This window comes from Lysinibacillus sphaericus (assembly GCF_006864135.1).
Lineage (GTDB): Bacteria > Bacillota > Bacilli > Bacillales_A > Planococcaceae > Lysinibacillus.
The window spans coordinates 227597-242918 of the sequence record NZ_SADV01000003.1 but is presented as its reverse complement, the minus strand read 5'-3'; the positions used below and the strand labels follow the sequence as shown (position 1 = coordinate 242918).

17 protein-coding genes and 1 pseudogene are annotated in these 15322 nt (G+C 33.9%); 13 read left to right on the top strand and 5 right to left on the bottom strand.

Annotated elements, in window-relative coordinates; translation table 11 throughout:
• Nucleotides 1–147 precede the first annotated feature (147 nt).
• The 3 genes from ytaF (at nucleotide 148) to C7Y47_RS05435 (ending at nucleotide 2493) form a co-directional block, all read left to right on the top strand.
• Nucleotides 148–777 carry a sporulation membrane protein YtaF gene (gene ytaF, locus C7Y47_RS05445; protein WP_185903405.1) on the top strand — a complete coding sequence of 210 codons (630 nt, stop codon included), beginning with the start codon at nucleotides 148–150 and terminating at the stop codon, nucleotides 775–777.
• A gap of 99 nt (nucleotides 778–876) precedes the next feature.
• Nucleotides 877–1524, top strand: a complete 648-nt coding sequence (locus C7Y47_RS05440) for a DUF1232 domain-containing protein (RefSeq protein WP_142507822.1) — start codon at nucleotides 877–879, stop codon at nucleotides 1522–1524.
• Between the two features lie 30 nt (nucleotides 1525–1554).
• Nucleotides 1555–2493, top strand: a complete 939-nt coding sequence (locus tag C7Y47_RS05435; RefSeq protein WP_142507821.1) for an LCP family protein — start codon at nucleotides 1555–1557, stop codon at nucleotides 2491–2493.
• Between the two features lie 721 nt (nucleotides 2494–3214).
• Here the strand turns inward: C7Y47_RS05435 and nhaC are convergent.
• Both nhaC and C7Y47_RS05425 read right to left on the bottom strand, forming a co-directional pair.
• Nucleotides 3215–4597 (bottom strand): Na+/H+ antiporter NhaC, encoded by a 1383-nt coding sequence (gene nhaC / locus C7Y47_RS05430; RefSeq protein WP_142507820.1) that lies wholly within the window; start codon nucleotides 4595–4597, stop codon nucleotides 3215–3217.
• Between the two features lie 122 nt (nucleotides 4598–4719).
• The gene (locus C7Y47_RS05425) at nucleotides 4720–5487 is read right to left on the bottom strand and encodes a sulfite exporter TauE/SafE family protein (RefSeq protein WP_142507819.1); all 768 of its coding nucleotides are present in this window, start codon (nucleotides 5485–5487) and stop codon (nucleotides 4720–4722) included.
• Nucleotides 5488–5886: 399 nt separating this feature from the next.
• Between C7Y47_RS05425 and C7Y47_RS05420 the strand changes: the two genes are divergently transcribed.
• The 4 genes and pseudogenes from C7Y47_RS05420 to C7Y47_RS05405 all read left to right on the top strand — a co-directional run bounded on the left by C7Y47_RS05420 (nucleotide 5887) and on the right by C7Y47_RS05405 (nucleotide 8617).
• Entirely contained in the window at nucleotides 5887–6507 is a 621-nt protein-coding gene (locus C7Y47_RS05420; protein ID WP_132363005.1) for a DUF47 domain-containing protein, read from the top strand.
• Between the two features lie 15 nt (nucleotides 6508–6522).
• A complete protein-coding gene (locus C7Y47_RS05415; RefSeq protein WP_142507818.1) occupies nucleotides 6523–7539 on the top strand; it encodes an inorganic phosphate transporter in 1017 nt (338 codons plus the stop codon).
• 226 nt (nucleotides 7540–7765) lie between these two features.
• Nucleotides 7766–7947: pseudogene (locus C7Y47_RS26065) on the top strand (MarR family winged helix-turn-helix transcriptional regulator); the annotation flags it as partial.
• A gap of 310 nt (nucleotides 7948–8257) precedes the next feature.
• A complete protein-coding gene (locus tag C7Y47_RS05405; RefSeq protein ID WP_142507817.1) occupies nucleotides 8258–8617 on the top strand; it encodes a winged helix-turn-helix transcriptional regulator in 360 nt (119 codons plus the stop codon).
• Nucleotides 8618–8689: 72 nt separating this feature from the next.
• On the opposite strand, the gene C7Y47_RS05400 is transcribed toward C7Y47_RS05405, so the two are convergent.
• Nucleotides 8690–9217, bottom strand: coding sequence for an NAD(P)H-dependent oxidoreductase (locus C7Y47_RS05400; RefSeq protein WP_142507816.1), 528 nt, complete (start codon nucleotides 9215–9217; stop codon nucleotides 8690–8692).
• A gap of 347 nt (nucleotides 9218–9564) precedes the next feature.
• Between C7Y47_RS05400 and C7Y47_RS05395 the strand changes: the two genes are divergently transcribed.
• The 6 genes from C7Y47_RS05395 to C7Y47_RS05375 all read left to right on the top strand — a co-directional run bounded on the left by C7Y47_RS05395 (nucleotide 9565) and on the right by C7Y47_RS05375 (nucleotide 11946).
• Nucleotides 9565–10095 (top strand): hypothetical protein, encoded by a 531-nt coding sequence (locus tag C7Y47_RS05395; RefSeq protein ID WP_255505019.1) that lies wholly within the window; start codon nucleotides 9565–9567, stop codon nucleotides 10093–10095.
• Nucleotides 10096–10105: 10 nt separating this feature from the next.
• Nucleotides 10106–10360, top strand: coding sequence for an HNH endonuclease signature motif containing protein (locus C7Y47_RS25455; RefSeq protein ID WP_255505018.1), 255 nt, complete (start codon nucleotides 10106–10108; stop codon nucleotides 10358–10360).
• A gap of 154 nt (nucleotides 10361–10514) precedes the next feature.
• On the top strand, nucleotides 10515–10820 hold the full coding sequence (locus tag C7Y47_RS05390) for a hypothetical protein (RefSeq protein WP_142507815.1): 306 nt from the start codon (nucleotides 10515–10517) through the stop codon (nucleotides 10818–10820).
• A gap of 65 nt (nucleotides 10821–10885) precedes the next feature.
• A complete protein-coding gene (locus tag C7Y47_RS05385) occupies nucleotides 10886–11149 on the top strand; it encodes a hypothetical protein (protein ID WP_142507814.1) in 264 nt (87 codons plus the stop codon).
• A 23-nt stretch (nucleotides 11150–11172) separates the two neighbouring features.
• Nucleotides 11173–11703: a hypothetical protein gene (locus tag C7Y47_RS05380; protein ID WP_142507813.1), complete on the top strand. Its 531-nt coding sequence runs from the start codon at nucleotides 11173–11175 to the stop codon at nucleotides 11701–11703.
• Between the two features lie 42 nt (nucleotides 11704–11745).
• Nucleotides 11746–11946 (top strand): hypothetical protein, encoded by a 201-nt coding sequence (locus tag C7Y47_RS05375; protein WP_142507812.1) that lies wholly within the window; start codon nucleotides 11746–11748, stop codon nucleotides 11944–11946.
• 133 nt (nucleotides 11947–12079) lie between these two features.
• Here C7Y47_RS05375 and C7Y47_RS05370 read toward each other — a convergent pair whose 3' ends face one another.
• Complete coding sequence (locus C7Y47_RS05370) at nucleotides 12080–13786, bottom strand: methyl-accepting chemotaxis protein (protein WP_142507811.1); 1707 nt, start codon at nucleotides 13784–13786, stop codon at nucleotides 12080–12082.
• Nucleotides 13787–14174: 388 nt separating this feature from the next.
• Nucleotides 14175–15293, bottom strand: a complete 1119-nt coding sequence (locus C7Y47_RS05365; protein WP_255505017.1) for a hypothetical protein — start codon at nucleotides 15291–15293, stop codon at nucleotides 14175–14177.
• Nucleotides 15294–15322 lie beyond the last annotated feature (29 nt).

The following is a 15322-nucleotide window of genomic DNA, read 5'->3' as shown; positions in this document are numbered from 1 at the left end:
GAAACCGCTGAAAGCCAATATTTTTTTTTCATTCGCACACTTTATTGTGTTACCAAAAAAATGTTGTTTTTTTGTCAACGTTTTTCGGATAAATAGGTACCATTTGTCAATACGAGTAATATGATATAAAAAAATAAGGGATGTGGTATGATGACTTGGTTAATCATTTTGGCTTTTACTTTTTCATCTAGTATTGATAATTTGGGTGTCGGACTTTCTTACGGCATTCGAAAGATAAATGTTAGATTTGATAAAAATATTTTAATTTCGGTCATTTGTTTTCTAATGAGTATGGCAGGCATTACATTTGGAGTATGGCTGTCAAAAATTCTTCCAGGTATGCTTCCTGTCGTCATCGGAGCGATATTATTATGTATAATCGGAATTCGGATTATTCTTTTGGCGAAACCGCGGAAACAAGAAACTTCAAAAGTGAATGGAAACAATGCTAATAATAATGTTCAAGATATTTTAAGAAATCCCGAGGAAGCTCAATTCAATAAGTCTGGGGAAATTGGATGGGGAGAGGCTGTACTTCTCGGCATTGCCTTAGCAGCGAATGCATTAACGAATGGTGTAGGTGCAGGTCTACTTGGTCTTTCACCACTTGTCATCTCGATACTTGCTGCAATCGGGAGTTTTATTACTGTTTGGTTAGGTGTCAAGTTAGGGAGTAAAGTAGCAGATGTTCGGATCGGTTCATTTACTGTAGGGCAATTTGGAACAATAATTAGTGGAGTAATGTTGATAATAATCGCTTTTGCTGCTTTCTTCTAATTAATTTGTTGACAAAATGTCAACGTAATTATACACTTCTTGAGAATGATCATTTCATGTTTGACAACTACTTTAGTCTGTAAGAAGGGAGAATCGAAAATGGCTGAACAGAGAAACAGTACACTTGGTTTATTGCTGAGAGGGTTATTGAAAGAACGTTCATTATCTATGCGGAAGTTTAGTGAACTTACTGGAATCGACACAGCTACGATCTCACGGATAATAAATGGTAAGAGAAATGCGACACCACAACATTTAGAAAAATTTGCAGACTGCCTGGATGTTCCTTTAATCAATCTTTTTGAAGCAGCAGGATACCCAATTGAACAGAGACAAGAAGAGTCAGAATCAGATTCAGATATTCATACCTCTGTTGACGCAATACAATCTCTTCTTAAATCTTCTAATGTTTATGATGATGAATTTTCGGTGTCTCATGTTGAACAGAAACTAGAAAGCTATGGACTCTATGCGCAAACAGAAGAAGGGAAAAATTCGATTCTTAAGGATTTTGACGAAAAAATTAAGAGTGTAGGAAGCATTGGGCCGTTTATAAGCAAATTAAAAGAGTTATATGAGAAGTTTACATTGGGGAAGGGAACCATTTTTGAACTAACCTTAATTGGAAGTACATTATTATATTTTATAATTCCAGTAGATGTTATACCGGATTATTTATTTCCTATTGGTTATCTAGACGATGCAATAGCTGTGCAACTTACTACAAAGGCATTACTAAAAAAATAACTTAGACTTAAGTGATAGGTGGATTTATTTATGAAAAGAAGCAAAAAGGGCCGTAAATGGCTAAGGAATTTGTTCTTAGCATTCGCATTAGTAATCGTAGCAGGGATTATTTATGGGGTTTATCAATATAATAGCGGATTGGCTATGGCAGACGATAGTCATTTAAAAGATAACGAAAAGGCGTTTGACCCATTTGAAGGAGCTGATGTGCAATTTGGTCAGATTAATGTGTTATTAATGGGAAGTGACGCTAGAGACGAGGATGGTAGATCGGATAGTTTAATGATTGCACACTACGATCAAACGACAAATGATGTCAAACTTGTTTCGATTATGAGGGATACGTATGTCGACATCCCAGATCACGGAATGAATAAAATAAATGCTGCTTTTGCTTTAGGAGGTCCTGAACTTGTAAGGAAAACAATTAAGCAAAATTTTGATATTGATGTAAATTACTACGCTCTTGCAGATTTTAAAGGATTCCCTAAAATTATAGATCTTTTAGCACCTGATGGGATAGAGGTTGATATTCCTTATGAAATGTCTCATGGAATTGGTATGACATTACATCCTGGGGAACAAGTTTTACATGGTAACGAGTTATTAGGTTATGTACGCTTCCGTCACGATCGCTTAAGTGATTTTGGGCGAGTGGAACGCCAGCAAGAAGTTTTGGGTAAGGTGAAAGAACAAATCGGTGTTTCGAGCTTAATGAATTTGCCAAAAATACTTGGCGTTGCAGATTCCTACATTGATACAAATGTTGATAATAAAACAATCCTTACAATTGCAAAAGGGATAGTAAAAGGAAACTCTAAAGGTATTGACACTTTACGAATTCCTGTTGCAGATGCTTATGAAGACAAACGTGTCAACGTAGGTGACGTCTTGGATATTGACTTAGATAAGAACAAACAGGCATTAGAAGACTTTTTATCATCAAAGGACAATGAAAAAAATGACTAAGATACTTGATGGGACAAAAGGTAACAATAAAATTAAGTAATCAGCAGGGCAAAAATTTGAGTATGTTTTGAACAATTATTTCAAAACATACTCTTTTGTTATTTTATGGGTTCCTTTATCAGCAAATTACATTACCATCAGATTCGTGAAAATGCTCATATTAACGGATGAGCTAAATCACTTTTGCTACATCCAAAATTCCTTGTGCAAGCAAATCTACTGAACTATCTCCAACTAGGCAGCTATGGTTATATCTCTAGTCTGCTTCCTTTAACAAATATGCCAAATTTCACTGCACCTAAAAGCTCCTAAAAATAGATAAAGTAACAGTAAAATCTAAAACAGTTACAGGTACAACTGAAAAGAATGCTACTGTACAAGTTTATAACGGGGAAACAATATTAGGGGAAGCAAAAGCAAATTCACAGTGAAGATTAAAGCCAAAAAGGCAGGCACAAGCCTAACTGTTGAAGCTAAAGACAAGGATGGAAACAAAATTGAATCAACAGTCATAGAAGTTGTTTTTAAATAACAAACACTGACATTTTATTGTGCAAGTAAAAAATGAAAAGGGCTGTCATAAAAGTGACTTTTGTGACAGCTTTCATTCTATCCAATGGTTTTCCGTAATAATAGATTAATTCCATAGTTTTAAATATTAAAGTACCGCCTAGATCGGACTCTTAAAAAAGGTAGCTGACGAATTCATCAGCTACCAATCTTATTTTTCAAGCTTTGTTAATGTTTTACCGCTCCAACCAAAGATAATCGTCAAAATTGGTCCGAGTAGACAGAAGAAGGTAAAGGGCAAGTAAGTCGTTGTTGGTATATCTAGTACACTAGCAATGAAAATACCACAAACACTCCATGGAACAAGAGGGTTGACTACAGTACCTGCGTCCTCCATAACACGGGAAAGATTTTTAGGGGCAAGTCCAACCTTTGCAAACTGTGCTTTAAAAGCTTCACCAGTAAGTAGGATAGATAAATATTGCTCACCGATTAATGTGTTAACGCCAATCCCTGTAATGGCAGCTCCTGTAATGACAGAGCCAGCGCTTTTAAATAAGCTCTCAACCTTCGCTAAAATACTTTGAATAATGCCGAGCGTAAATAATAGACCGCCCATTGTTAAAGCTAATAAGACTAAGGAAATTGTAAATAGCATACTGTTCATACCACCTCGACTCAGTAATGCATCTACTTCTTTATTCCCCGTAGAAGATACATAGCCTTCAAAAAGGATTTTAAAGACATTCGATAGTGCAATCGGTTCTTGTATGTAGGCAAGCCCGACACCAAGAATTGAGACGACTGCGAGTGTGATAAGTGCAGGCGCTTTATAAAAAGTCATAATAACAAGAACAACAATTGGCAATAATGTATACCAATGAATAAGTCCAGTAGACAGTAATCCATCTTTAAATTGCTCAACCGTTTCAAATGAAGTATTTGCTTCTGTTGGTGATATTATTGCATAAAGGACGAATGAGATTACGAATGCTGGAATCGTTGTCCAACCCATATTTTTAATATGCTCGAAAAGATCGACGCCAACCGTACCAGATGCAAGATTTGTTGTATCCGATAACGGAGACATTTTATCACCAAAAAAAGCTCCTGATACAATTGCACCGGCCGTTATCGCTAAAGAGATGTCCATTGCACCAGCAATTCCCATAAAGGCAACGCCCACAGTTGCTACAGTAGTTAAAGAACTACCAACAGAAACACCAATAATACTACAAATCAAAAATACGATTGCAAAGAAAAAACTTGGTGAAACAGTTAAAAAGCCGTAGTAGATAAGTGTTGGAATTGTGCCACCCATAATCCAACTCGAAATTAAAATACCAATAAAGAAGAAAATAAAAACTGCCCCAAGTCCAGCACTTGCACCAGCAATCATACCAGTTTCAAGCTCACGAAAAGGAACTTTTTTTAGTAATCCATAGGCAATTAAAAGTGAAATGACAAGAAAAATAGGTATATGGGGTGTTGCTTTTAAAAACCCAATACTGAGCGCCATCATGGCAATTATTAATAATATTATAAAGCTTGCCTCAATAAATCGAGGGTTACTCTTAGCTTCTATTCGAAACATGCTAATCCTCCTACTTGTTACTTCTTCGCTTCAACGCGGTGAAGCTTAAAAGAATTATAGCACGCTAATAAATTTTGTCAATCGGCTGATAAATTTCATTGATGAAATTGGTAGTACTTTACTTAATGGGTGATGAAATAATCCCATGCATTTTTGACAATTAATGTACAAGTCATGATGATAAAAATAATACGCATCATTTTTGTCCCACGTTTCAACGCAAATTTTGACCCCATTATCGCACCGAAAATCATTACGAAGCCCATAGGTAGACCGTATACAAAATTAACCTTTCCTAATAGTAAAAACATAGCAAGCGCGGCTAAGTTCGATGTGAAATTAAAGGCTTTTGCATTTCCCGCTGCTTGTAAGAAATCATTTCCCATCATTAATAAAAGGAAAATAAAAAAAGAACCAGTACCAGGCCCGAAGAAACCATCGTAAAAGCCAACAGCAGCAAAAACGCCGACGAAGGCTATTTTCTTAAGAGTACTTAATGATCGCTCTTCAGGTTTTTGACCCCAATCTTTTTTGAAAACCGTATAAGCTGTTACTAGTACGAGCATAACAAGCATTAGAGGCTTTAAAATAGTTGGAGATACGAGATGCACCGTATATGCACCAATGAATGAACCAATAAAAATAAAAGGCATTATTTTTTTATTCTTTTTCACATCAACTTTACCAGCTCGTAAAAAAGTTAACATGCTAGTCCCATTGCTAATTGTATTGGCGAGTTTGTTTGTCGCAATAGCTGTACTTGGGGGTAAACCAACAGCCAAAAGCGCAGGTAACGAAATTAATCCTCCGCCACCGACAATCGCATTTAAAAAGGATGCGATAAAGCCAAGTACTAAAAGGATAACAAGTGATAGTAAATCGATGTCCATTTGTATGATACTCACATCCTTATTTGTAAGATAAACTTTTCTTATAACAGTACTGCGAATTGTAATAAATGACAATGGAGTTTATCTTTCGTCATGTAAATATCGTTTACAATTCCTTAACATTGAAAACGAAGAAAAAAATGAAGAAAAAATTGTTTTTTCAAGTATTTTTATAAAAATAAAAGAAAAAACGGTGATTTTTAAGGAAAATTGATATTTTTTGTTATCGAGTTTCCAACGTTTTCAACTTGGAAAAATACCTAAAAATAATTGTGGCGAATTTTATATTACATTTTTGTAAATTCAACTATTTTATCTTTAAAAATTTGTAGAACTATGTGAAAGTTTTGTTATGATGATTGCAGAAATCGACAATATTCATTCAACAGGAGGAACATGATGTTCAACTCAAACAAGCAAGATCCATTTTTCAAAGCATTATTAAACATTTCTAAAAACGTTAAAGAAGGTATTTATTACGCTCATAACGCACGTATTGAAAATATAGATTCACTAAAAGAAATCGCAGACACAATGAAGCGATATGAAACAAGTGGAGATAAATTGATTCACGAGCTTATCGTCATGCTTAATAAATCATTTATGACACCAATCGAGCGTGAAGATATTTTATCACTTGCCAATAAGTTAGATGATGTTATTGATGGAATGGAAGGCTGTATTGCTCATTTTGACATGTACAATTTAACAGAAGTTACAGACCCGATGCGCCAATTCTTAACATATATTGCGAAAAGTACAGATGAAATGGTCCAAGCAATGGAGCTATTAAATAGTAAAAAGCTTGTTGAAATGCGTAAACATGCTATTCAAATTAAGGACTATGAGCGTGAATGTGATGAAATTTTCCGCTCATCAATGAAGCAATTATTTATTCAAGAAAAAGACCCGATGCGCCTCATGGTATTCAAGAGTATCTATGAACAATTTGAAGATATTGCAGACTACTGTCAAACTGTAGCTAATACAATTGAAACAATAATTATGCGTAACGCGTAAGATGGAGAGTACGAAATGGATACGATATTACTGATAACAATATTAGTCGTTATATTCGCGCTTGTGTTCGATTTTATTAACGGCTTCCATGATACAGCCAACGCGATCGCAACTTCTGTATCAACAAGGGCTTTAAAGCCACGTACAGCAATCTATATGGCTGCGATTATGAACTTCATCGGAGCTATAACATTCGTTGGGGTAGCAAAAGCATTAACAAAGGATATTGTTGACCCGTTCAGCTTAAATACTTTTACTGGAGATACTACAGGTTCTGTCGTTATTTTAGCGGCATTATTATCAGCGATCACATGGAATTTAGTAACGTGGTACTTTGGAATTCCATCTAGTTCATCGCATACATTGATCGGTTCTGTGGCAGGTGCTGCAATCGCGGCAGCCGGCTTTAATGCCTTGAACTACAGTGGCTTTATAAAAATCATTCAAGCGCTTATTTTCTCACCATTACTTGCGTTTGCAGCTGGTTTCTTAATGATGTCTTTATTCAAAGTACTATTTAAGGATATGAATTTATATCGAACGAATAAAGGCTTCCGGACAATGCAAATTGGTACAGCAGCTTTACAATCATTTACTCACGGTACAAACGATGCGCAAAAGGCGATGGGGATTATTACGCTCGCTTTAATCGCAGGAGGCTTGCATCACACAGATGACATTCCTTTCTGGGTACGTTTTGCAGCAGCATGTGCAATGGGTCTTGGTACATCTGTAGGTGGTTATAAAATCATCAAAACAGTCGGTGGCAAGATTATGAAAATCCGTCCAGTAAACGGGGTTGCAGCAGACCTTGCTTCTGCATCCATTATCTTCGGTGCAACATTAATTCATTTACCAGTTTCTACAACACATGTTATTTCTTCATCTATTATGGGAGTAGGAACAGCACACCGTGTAAGAGGTGTTAAATGGGGCATGGCACGAAAAATCGTGACAACATGGGTAATCACCATGCCAATTTCCGCAGTCATGGCGGCAGCTATTTATTTCATATTAAGTTTATTTTTCTAACATAGTGGGGGGAATGCACAAATTGCGTGCATTCCTTTTTTTGTTTAATTAATTCGAAATGGATCGACAGAAAGACAGGGTAGAGCGACGGAAAGGCAGATGTGGCTATTAATGAAATCAAAACTTTACGGAATTAGAAGTCGATAATAAAGAAATTAAGAGTGTGCGTAGTATTACTCATTTTGAAATCTTTTCGTCTAAGTGTCTATCTTATAGGGTACAGTTTATCGACAGTAGAAAAAGCCTTCTCTTTTTGACAAAAAAAGGAGAGGAACTGCTGGATCAAATTAATATTCAGTCAGATGTCCAATAATTCAATTGTTTAATGGACTAACTGATAGTGAAATAAATGAAATTCGTAATTCGATGATGGTAATAAGAGAGAAATTACATAAAAATAGATTTTAAAGTTCTTAAATTTTTAATTGATTTTGGGAGAGATGTTTAACTATTCGTTTTCCGAAATTTAATTTAGGGATTCCTGAAAATATTATTTTCTATTAGAATTCTAAGCTAAACTTTTATAAGGATATAGAAAGGACTGATTTTAATGGATATTAGAAAACATAATGTCACATACTCATAGGATTTATTTATTCAAAAAAAAGATAAAGCAAAATTTTATATTGATTTTGCTTTACATCCTTGCTATAGGATTACATAATAATCTATTGTAAAGAAGCCTTTTTATATACTTACCTAAAGGAGAGTGAAACTTGTGCGCGAGACCTGTGTTCCGACTGGCGTAGAACTAAAAAATACTGGTTTTGGATATACGTTGTCCTTAATAGGCGGTAAATATAAAATGATCATTATGTATTGGCTGGCCGAAAATAAGGTCTTGCGACATAATGAATTGAAGCGATGTATTGGTACCATTTCCTTTAAAACGTTAAGCGTTATGTTAAAAGAGCTTGAGGCAGATGGTCTTATCATACGTAAGGAATTCCCACAAATACCTCCAAAAGTTGAATATTCATTATCTGAACGTGGTTGTTCCCTTATTCCCTTGTTAGATATGATGTGTGAATGGGGAGAGAAAAATAACTCGGCAGATTTTGAGGCAGTACAGAAGTAGGTATATCCATAAAAAAGAAGTATTTCTTTGTTCAAGAAATACTTCTTTTTTATAACTTTACTATTGCTATTATTATATGTTTTCGACAAAATTGAAATAGTCTTGGACACTTTTTTCTACTTCACTTGTAGAAGGGTTATATTCTGCTCCATAAAAAGCAAAGAACGAACGATAATCTGCTTCGCAATATAGAGCTGTAGCTTTAAACGGAACCAATATTTCTTCAAGCGTATATTTATACCTTCCGTTTTCATCATAATCCTCGTTTTTAATTCCAGTAGAGACAGCAAAAGCAACTTTACGATTTTTTAAGCTATCTCCTGTTGAACCATAGGCCCATCCATAAGTTAAAACATCGTCCATCCATTTTTTTAATAGAGGTGGACAATTAAACCAATATACTGGGAACTGAAAAACAAGACTCCCATGAGATTCAACCAACTTCTGTTCTTTTTCCACGTCTATGTTTCCATCAGGGTATACTTTATATAATTCATGGATGGTGTATTTTTCTGGATATTTCTCCAGTTCTTCTACCCAGCTTTTATTAATAACTGATGTGTCTAAGCTTGGATGTGTGACAATAATAAGAGTTTTCAAAGATTTGTCCTCCTTAAGATTTATATCTTGATAATAACGCGCACACTGCAAATATGTAAGTATGCACTTTTAATACAGGTACTTACATAAAGGTAAGTGTTAAATTAGTCACAAAAATATTTTTTCTATAAGGAGGGACCAGCGAGCTTATTACCCCAAAATAGAATAGCTGCACTCTCTGTTTCACTGTTCGTTGTACGAAAAGATGTGTACTTAGTCATTCATGGCTTTGAAACAAAGCCATGATGTTTATAAAAAAGTTGCGAAATTTCCCTCTTTAGATATGCTTTGTCCAAAGAGGTGCCTTGTTAGGATAAATCAGGTAAAGTACCGCCTCATGGAATCGAATGAAAGAAATATTAAAAGGGGATTGTGTATTTCATTATGTACGTGGAGAGTTAGTTGCTGTAAGTATCGCACAGTCTAATTATTATGAAGCTTCAAAACCTGGTGAGATGCAAAGTTATTTACAATGGGAAAATGTAGGTTATTTAATAGATTTAGAATATCATGAGTTAGACATACCGCTAAATATAAAAGCAAATTTTGATGCGATTTTACCGCTTCTACCCATAAAGTATTCTCCTTTCCAGCAAGATGGAAATGGCAATCAAGGTTATTTATACCCATGTAATGAAACGCTCGCAATTAAGTTATTAGAATTGATTAGTGATTTGAATATCTATGAAGAAAATCAGGAGCAATTAGAGTTTGCAATTGGCTCTGTTGTAAGTAGAGAAAGCAATAAACTTGTACCAATATTAGTTGAGACAGACGCGGAAGCAAAAGTGAAAATTCGTAAAGTTCAGCAAAAATATAAAGAGGCGTTAGCCTCCATTATGGAATCATCAATGTACATTTTGTGGTTGTGGAATTGATTTACCTGCAATGCTTAGAGTAAGTCATTTCAAGCCGTGGAAGGATAGCACAAATGAAGAAAGATTAGATGCTTTTAATGCTTTGTTGCTATGTTGTAATCACGATGCATTATATGACAAAGGCTATATTGCATTTGATGGTACAGGCAAGATACATATCTCTGAACGAATTGATGAATTAGATTATGCAATTTTTAATAAATCGTTACTTAGAAATCGAGGAAGGCTTTCCTTGGCAATCCATACTTTCTTTTATTTAGCCTAAGTCCTGAATTTAGTTTGCATATATTTTAAGAAATGTTATTTAGTGTTAGTTTAGTGCTTTTTAATTTCTAATTTTTAAAAGATATTTGAAATATCCAATGTGATTTGATGAACTCAAAATAGTATATCTTAGTTAAAAGTGTAGGAGGAATTAGATGATAGGGTTAACAGTAGTGACAGGAATGGTAGAAGCAGCAATTGGTTCTTTCATTGAGAAAAAGGTTATAGAGGAACCACTTGGGAAAGTTTGTGATAATGCATTAAATAAATTTCTAAATAAAAATGAAGTAGAAAAAAGGTATTTAAATAATGATTTAGAAAAAGGAATCAATAGGGCTTTTTTTAAGGCTTTAAAGAGAGTAAACATAGAAGTTATTACAATAACTGAAATAGAAGCAACACAAGAAGTGTGGCTTATAAATCGTTTAAAAGAATTTAATAATGAGATTGATAAAAAATAGATAGTATTGAAAAATCACTAGATTCGACATTAGATTTAGAATTAGTATTTCATGACTTATCTAGAATGATTAACCCTAACGGAACTATTTCTAATAAAGAAGATGTTGAAAAGGAGTTAATAGAAATAGCCTTATCTTATGATATTCCTTCAGAAATATACATAAATAAAATTAAAAGTAACATATATACATATACAAAAAGTGAATTTATTCTTGAAATCAAACTTACTGAAGAGATTTGTAAAATGTTTACAGCTCAATTATTAAGTGATACTAATGAAAAAGTAAACCAATTAGTCAAAAATAGTGTAAAAAAAACAAAATTTTAGATGAAATAAAGAATCAACAAAAAATGATGTTTGAAGAAGTTGAATTTCGGTCTGATAATAATTCATTAATGTTAGTGCAAAATGTTGAAGAGAAAGCGGAAGAGTTAATTATCAGAATTAAAAACGAAAAGGAATTAATAACAAGTGATACAGAGCTTTTCTTATTAGTAGATAAAGCAAATGATATTTTAAGAGAAGGCAAATTGCCTGTATATTTAATAGAATTTGAAATAATACAGTTTTTAAGTGAAAAAATAGGAGAACTAAAGGATAAGTTAACTAAAACAGTGGATGAAGATGAAATACTAAAAATTAAAAGTGATTTTAGAGATCATAAGTCAATTTTAGAAAGAAAAGAGCGTCAAGCTAGGAATATTTCAAATATGCTAAAACTTTTATATGATAAAAAGTCTCTTTATTCGTATGTTAATTATATGAGCGGTGATTTCTTGATAAACTGTATAAAGAAAATTATTGAAATAGAGTTAGACATTAACGGTAATACAAATAATTATAATGGTATTAAAATTGAAGCTTATGCCTCTCAAAGTTAACCTTCAATTAAATTTAGATTATCACAAGAGGAAATAGAGAATATGTTTATTGATGAGAAGGACTGTATGCTATTAAGAGTGCAAGGTTATTATTTTTTATTAGATTTACCAATAAATGTAGTAATTGAGAAAGCTATTCCTTCATACTTAAAAGCTTTTACCTTTTACATAGATATGCATCCAGAATTAGAGAGTGATTCAAAATTTAACGATTTATTTAATTGGTATATAGGACTGGCTTAATATAATAGAAGAAGCGGTTTAGATCAAAAAATAATCTTGCCGCTTCTTTTTATATGACTGATGTTGTTATTCCTTAAAAAATGTACAAAGTTACACTTAAATGTTAAGAGTGATGCTGTCTCCGTTTATGAGATTATACACGGAATTGAGCTGCCAAATCCCTTAACTCTTCTGCCAAGTTTGCAAGTGCATAAGCAGATGATGAAATTTCCTCCATTGATGCCGTTTGTTCTTCAGTCGTAGCAGAAATACTTTCTGTGCCTGCTGCGTTAGATTTAGTTATGGAGTGGATCGTATTCACACTACCGACAATTTCTTCGGTGCCTGCTGCCATTTGTTCGACTGCTGCAGATACTTCTTCTACCTGCTTCGTAACACTTTGAATGGCACCTTGAATTGAAGCGAAAGTAGTACGTGTATTTTCTGTTGTTTTAATTCCTTCATTAACTCCCGCTGTTACTAAGTTCATTGATTCAACAGCCATTTGAGTATCTTTCTGTGTCTCTGAAATCAACACTTCAATTTGGTTTGAAGAAACAGCAGACTGTTCTGCTAATTTTCTAACCTCATCTGCAACGACGGCAAAGCCCTTCCCATGCTCGCCAGCACGTGCGGCTTCGATCGCGGCGTTCAGGGCAAGGAGATTTGTTTGTTCAGCAATTGCTGTAATCGAATCAATAATTTGACCGATTTCATTAGAACGTTTTCCTAACAAGTCGACAACGTCGGATAAGCCTTTTACTTGTTCTGTGATGTCTATCATTTGTTGATTCATTTGATTCGCAGCATTCATACCATTTATCACTAGGGATAAAGAATCCCCAGAAAGTTCGCTTACAGCTTGAGCATTTCCAGCCACTTGTTGAACACCAGTCGAAAGCTCATTAACGGTATTGACTGTGTTGGAAACACTATTCAGTTGCTCTACTGATCCATGAGCGATAGTTTCCATCGTATTTGCAACCATCTCTGTTGCTTTTGTAGTTTCTGCTGCATTAACATTTAACTCTTCAGATGCTGAGGCTACATGATTAGCAGTTTCAGTCACTTTTATTACTGTATTACGAATATTATTAATCATCGTGTTAAATGATTGTGTTAATTGACCGATTTCATCTTTGGATGAATATGTACCTTGGACAGTCAAATCACCGTTGCCTGCCTTTAACATATTTGCCTGTAACTCTTTAACTGGATTCACAATTAAGCGTGCAATCCATGTTGCCAATGTAATAAAGAAACTAATGGCTACAACAGAGAGAATGGAAGCAATAAGTATAGTAGTGAATAGACTTTGTTTATTTTCTTCATTCAGTTGATTGGCATCTTCAGAACCTTGAGTCATAAGATCGCGTGCATCACTTGCCATATTCTCAGCAAAATCATCTAAAATTGTGGTGTAAATAGAATAGGCTTCTGCGTTTCGGTTCTGACTAGCCAAATCAATAACATCTGCCATAGTGCTAAAATAACTATCAACATTGGATTTAAGAGATTTTAACATTTTTTGTTCATCTTCATTTCCTTTGTAAATGGTTTCAAATTTCATGATTGAGTCTTTAACACTTTCAGCTCTCTCGGAGATCATTGTCTTTAGCTCAGCATTATCATTTGCATCCGTTGTAATCATGAGTTCTAAAACGAAAGAATCCATCGCACGAATATCAGTTTGAGCTTGACCTATATATTGAATTGGCAAAAGTGATTCGTCGTACATTTCACTAGATTTTTTTGCCATATCGTTCGTGTAATAAAAACCGCCACCAGAAATAAATAGCAAAAATATGACAGCGGACGTAATAAGCGTTAGAATTTTCTTTTTAATCGATAAGTTTTTCAAAATATTCCCTCCATTAGCTCAAATATCTTCGGAAAAAGTGGGATATAGTAATAACATAGGATATATTGAGTAATTTTGATTTTGTAATAATATATCACATTTAAGATTTAAATAAGAGAAGAGAGAATTATGGGATTTTTATGAAAGATGAAGAGTTACAGCTTATTGCAATCGAGTTTACTGGGAAAAAATCCAAAAAAGGGACCGGAAATTACCGTATTTGTAGCGCGTATAGTAAGGCTGTTTGAATAGGAAAGTGACTAAATCATCATCTGTAGTGGCCAAAGCGCATATTAAGCGCACTGTACTGATCTATAAGGAAATAAGAAAGGGGTTAATCCCTAAATCATTGTTTAATGACTGTTTGGATAACCCCGAAATATATTTATTATTGCTTTGGAAGATAAACTTTACCGTTTATCGTTACTTTAGATGCTGAAATAAGAATTTCTTTATTTGCTTTATAATATGGATCTAAAATTTTATCGATAGCAACCCATTTTTCATTAGCTTTTTCATCGTCACCAGTTTTAGCAAGAGCTGTTGCTTCTTCATAAAGCTTTTTTAATTGTTTTTTATCATTTGCCTTGATTTCGAACTCAAAGTCAGACAAGTAATCTTCAAAGCTAAGTGGTTTAAAATAAGGAGTAATCATTTCATCAAATTCACCCCATAGCTTTTCAGATAATTGATCATTTTTATCTTTATCAGCTTTTTTAGCATCATTGTATAAAGTTTTTAGTTTTGGCATGGCTTCAGCCGGAATATCTAATTCCAAATCTGAGATGTATTGTTCAAATGTTAATGGTGGATTTAGAGCATCTAAGTAAGGTAGAAGAACCTTCTGGAATTCATCAAATTTTTCTTGTGCTTTTTCCTCTTTACCAGATTTCTCTAGTTTTATCCACTGTTGATAAATATCTTTCAATTGTTTTTGATCATTTTCTTTAATAACAATATTTTTTTCACTAAATCCATACGCTTCAATGAACTCTTCAAAGGATGCAGGTACCCAGCTAGCTAAAATATAAGGCTTTGTGATTTTATCCATTTCAAGATTAATTTTATCCATTTCATCATATTTCTCTTCTTTTTCTAACTTCTTCGTTTGATTAAACAACTTTTCTAATTTTGCTAGGTCTTCTTTTGTTATTTCTTTAGGTAAACTTTTTTTATATACGTCAAACGTATAGAAGTCTGAATAATCTTGTACTAAGCTACCTTCTACAGAGATTTCTTGACCTTCTACTAAGTTCATTTTTTCTAATTGCTCATCTGAAAATTTCTGCATTCCAATATAATAGTTTTTGCCGTCTTTCCCTTTAATTGTGATGCTATCTCCGTAAACGCCTTTAATTGTTCCTTTAATTTGTTGCTCAGCTTTAACAGTTATTTCGTTTGTTGTTTTTGCTGATGCTGCCTCAGCTTGATGTGGTGTGAAGACCGCCATTCCTATTGTTAGTGCTGATACAATCATCCAAGATTTTTTAGTTGTTTTTTTCATCATTAATTTCTCCTTTTATTTAAATGGTTTAG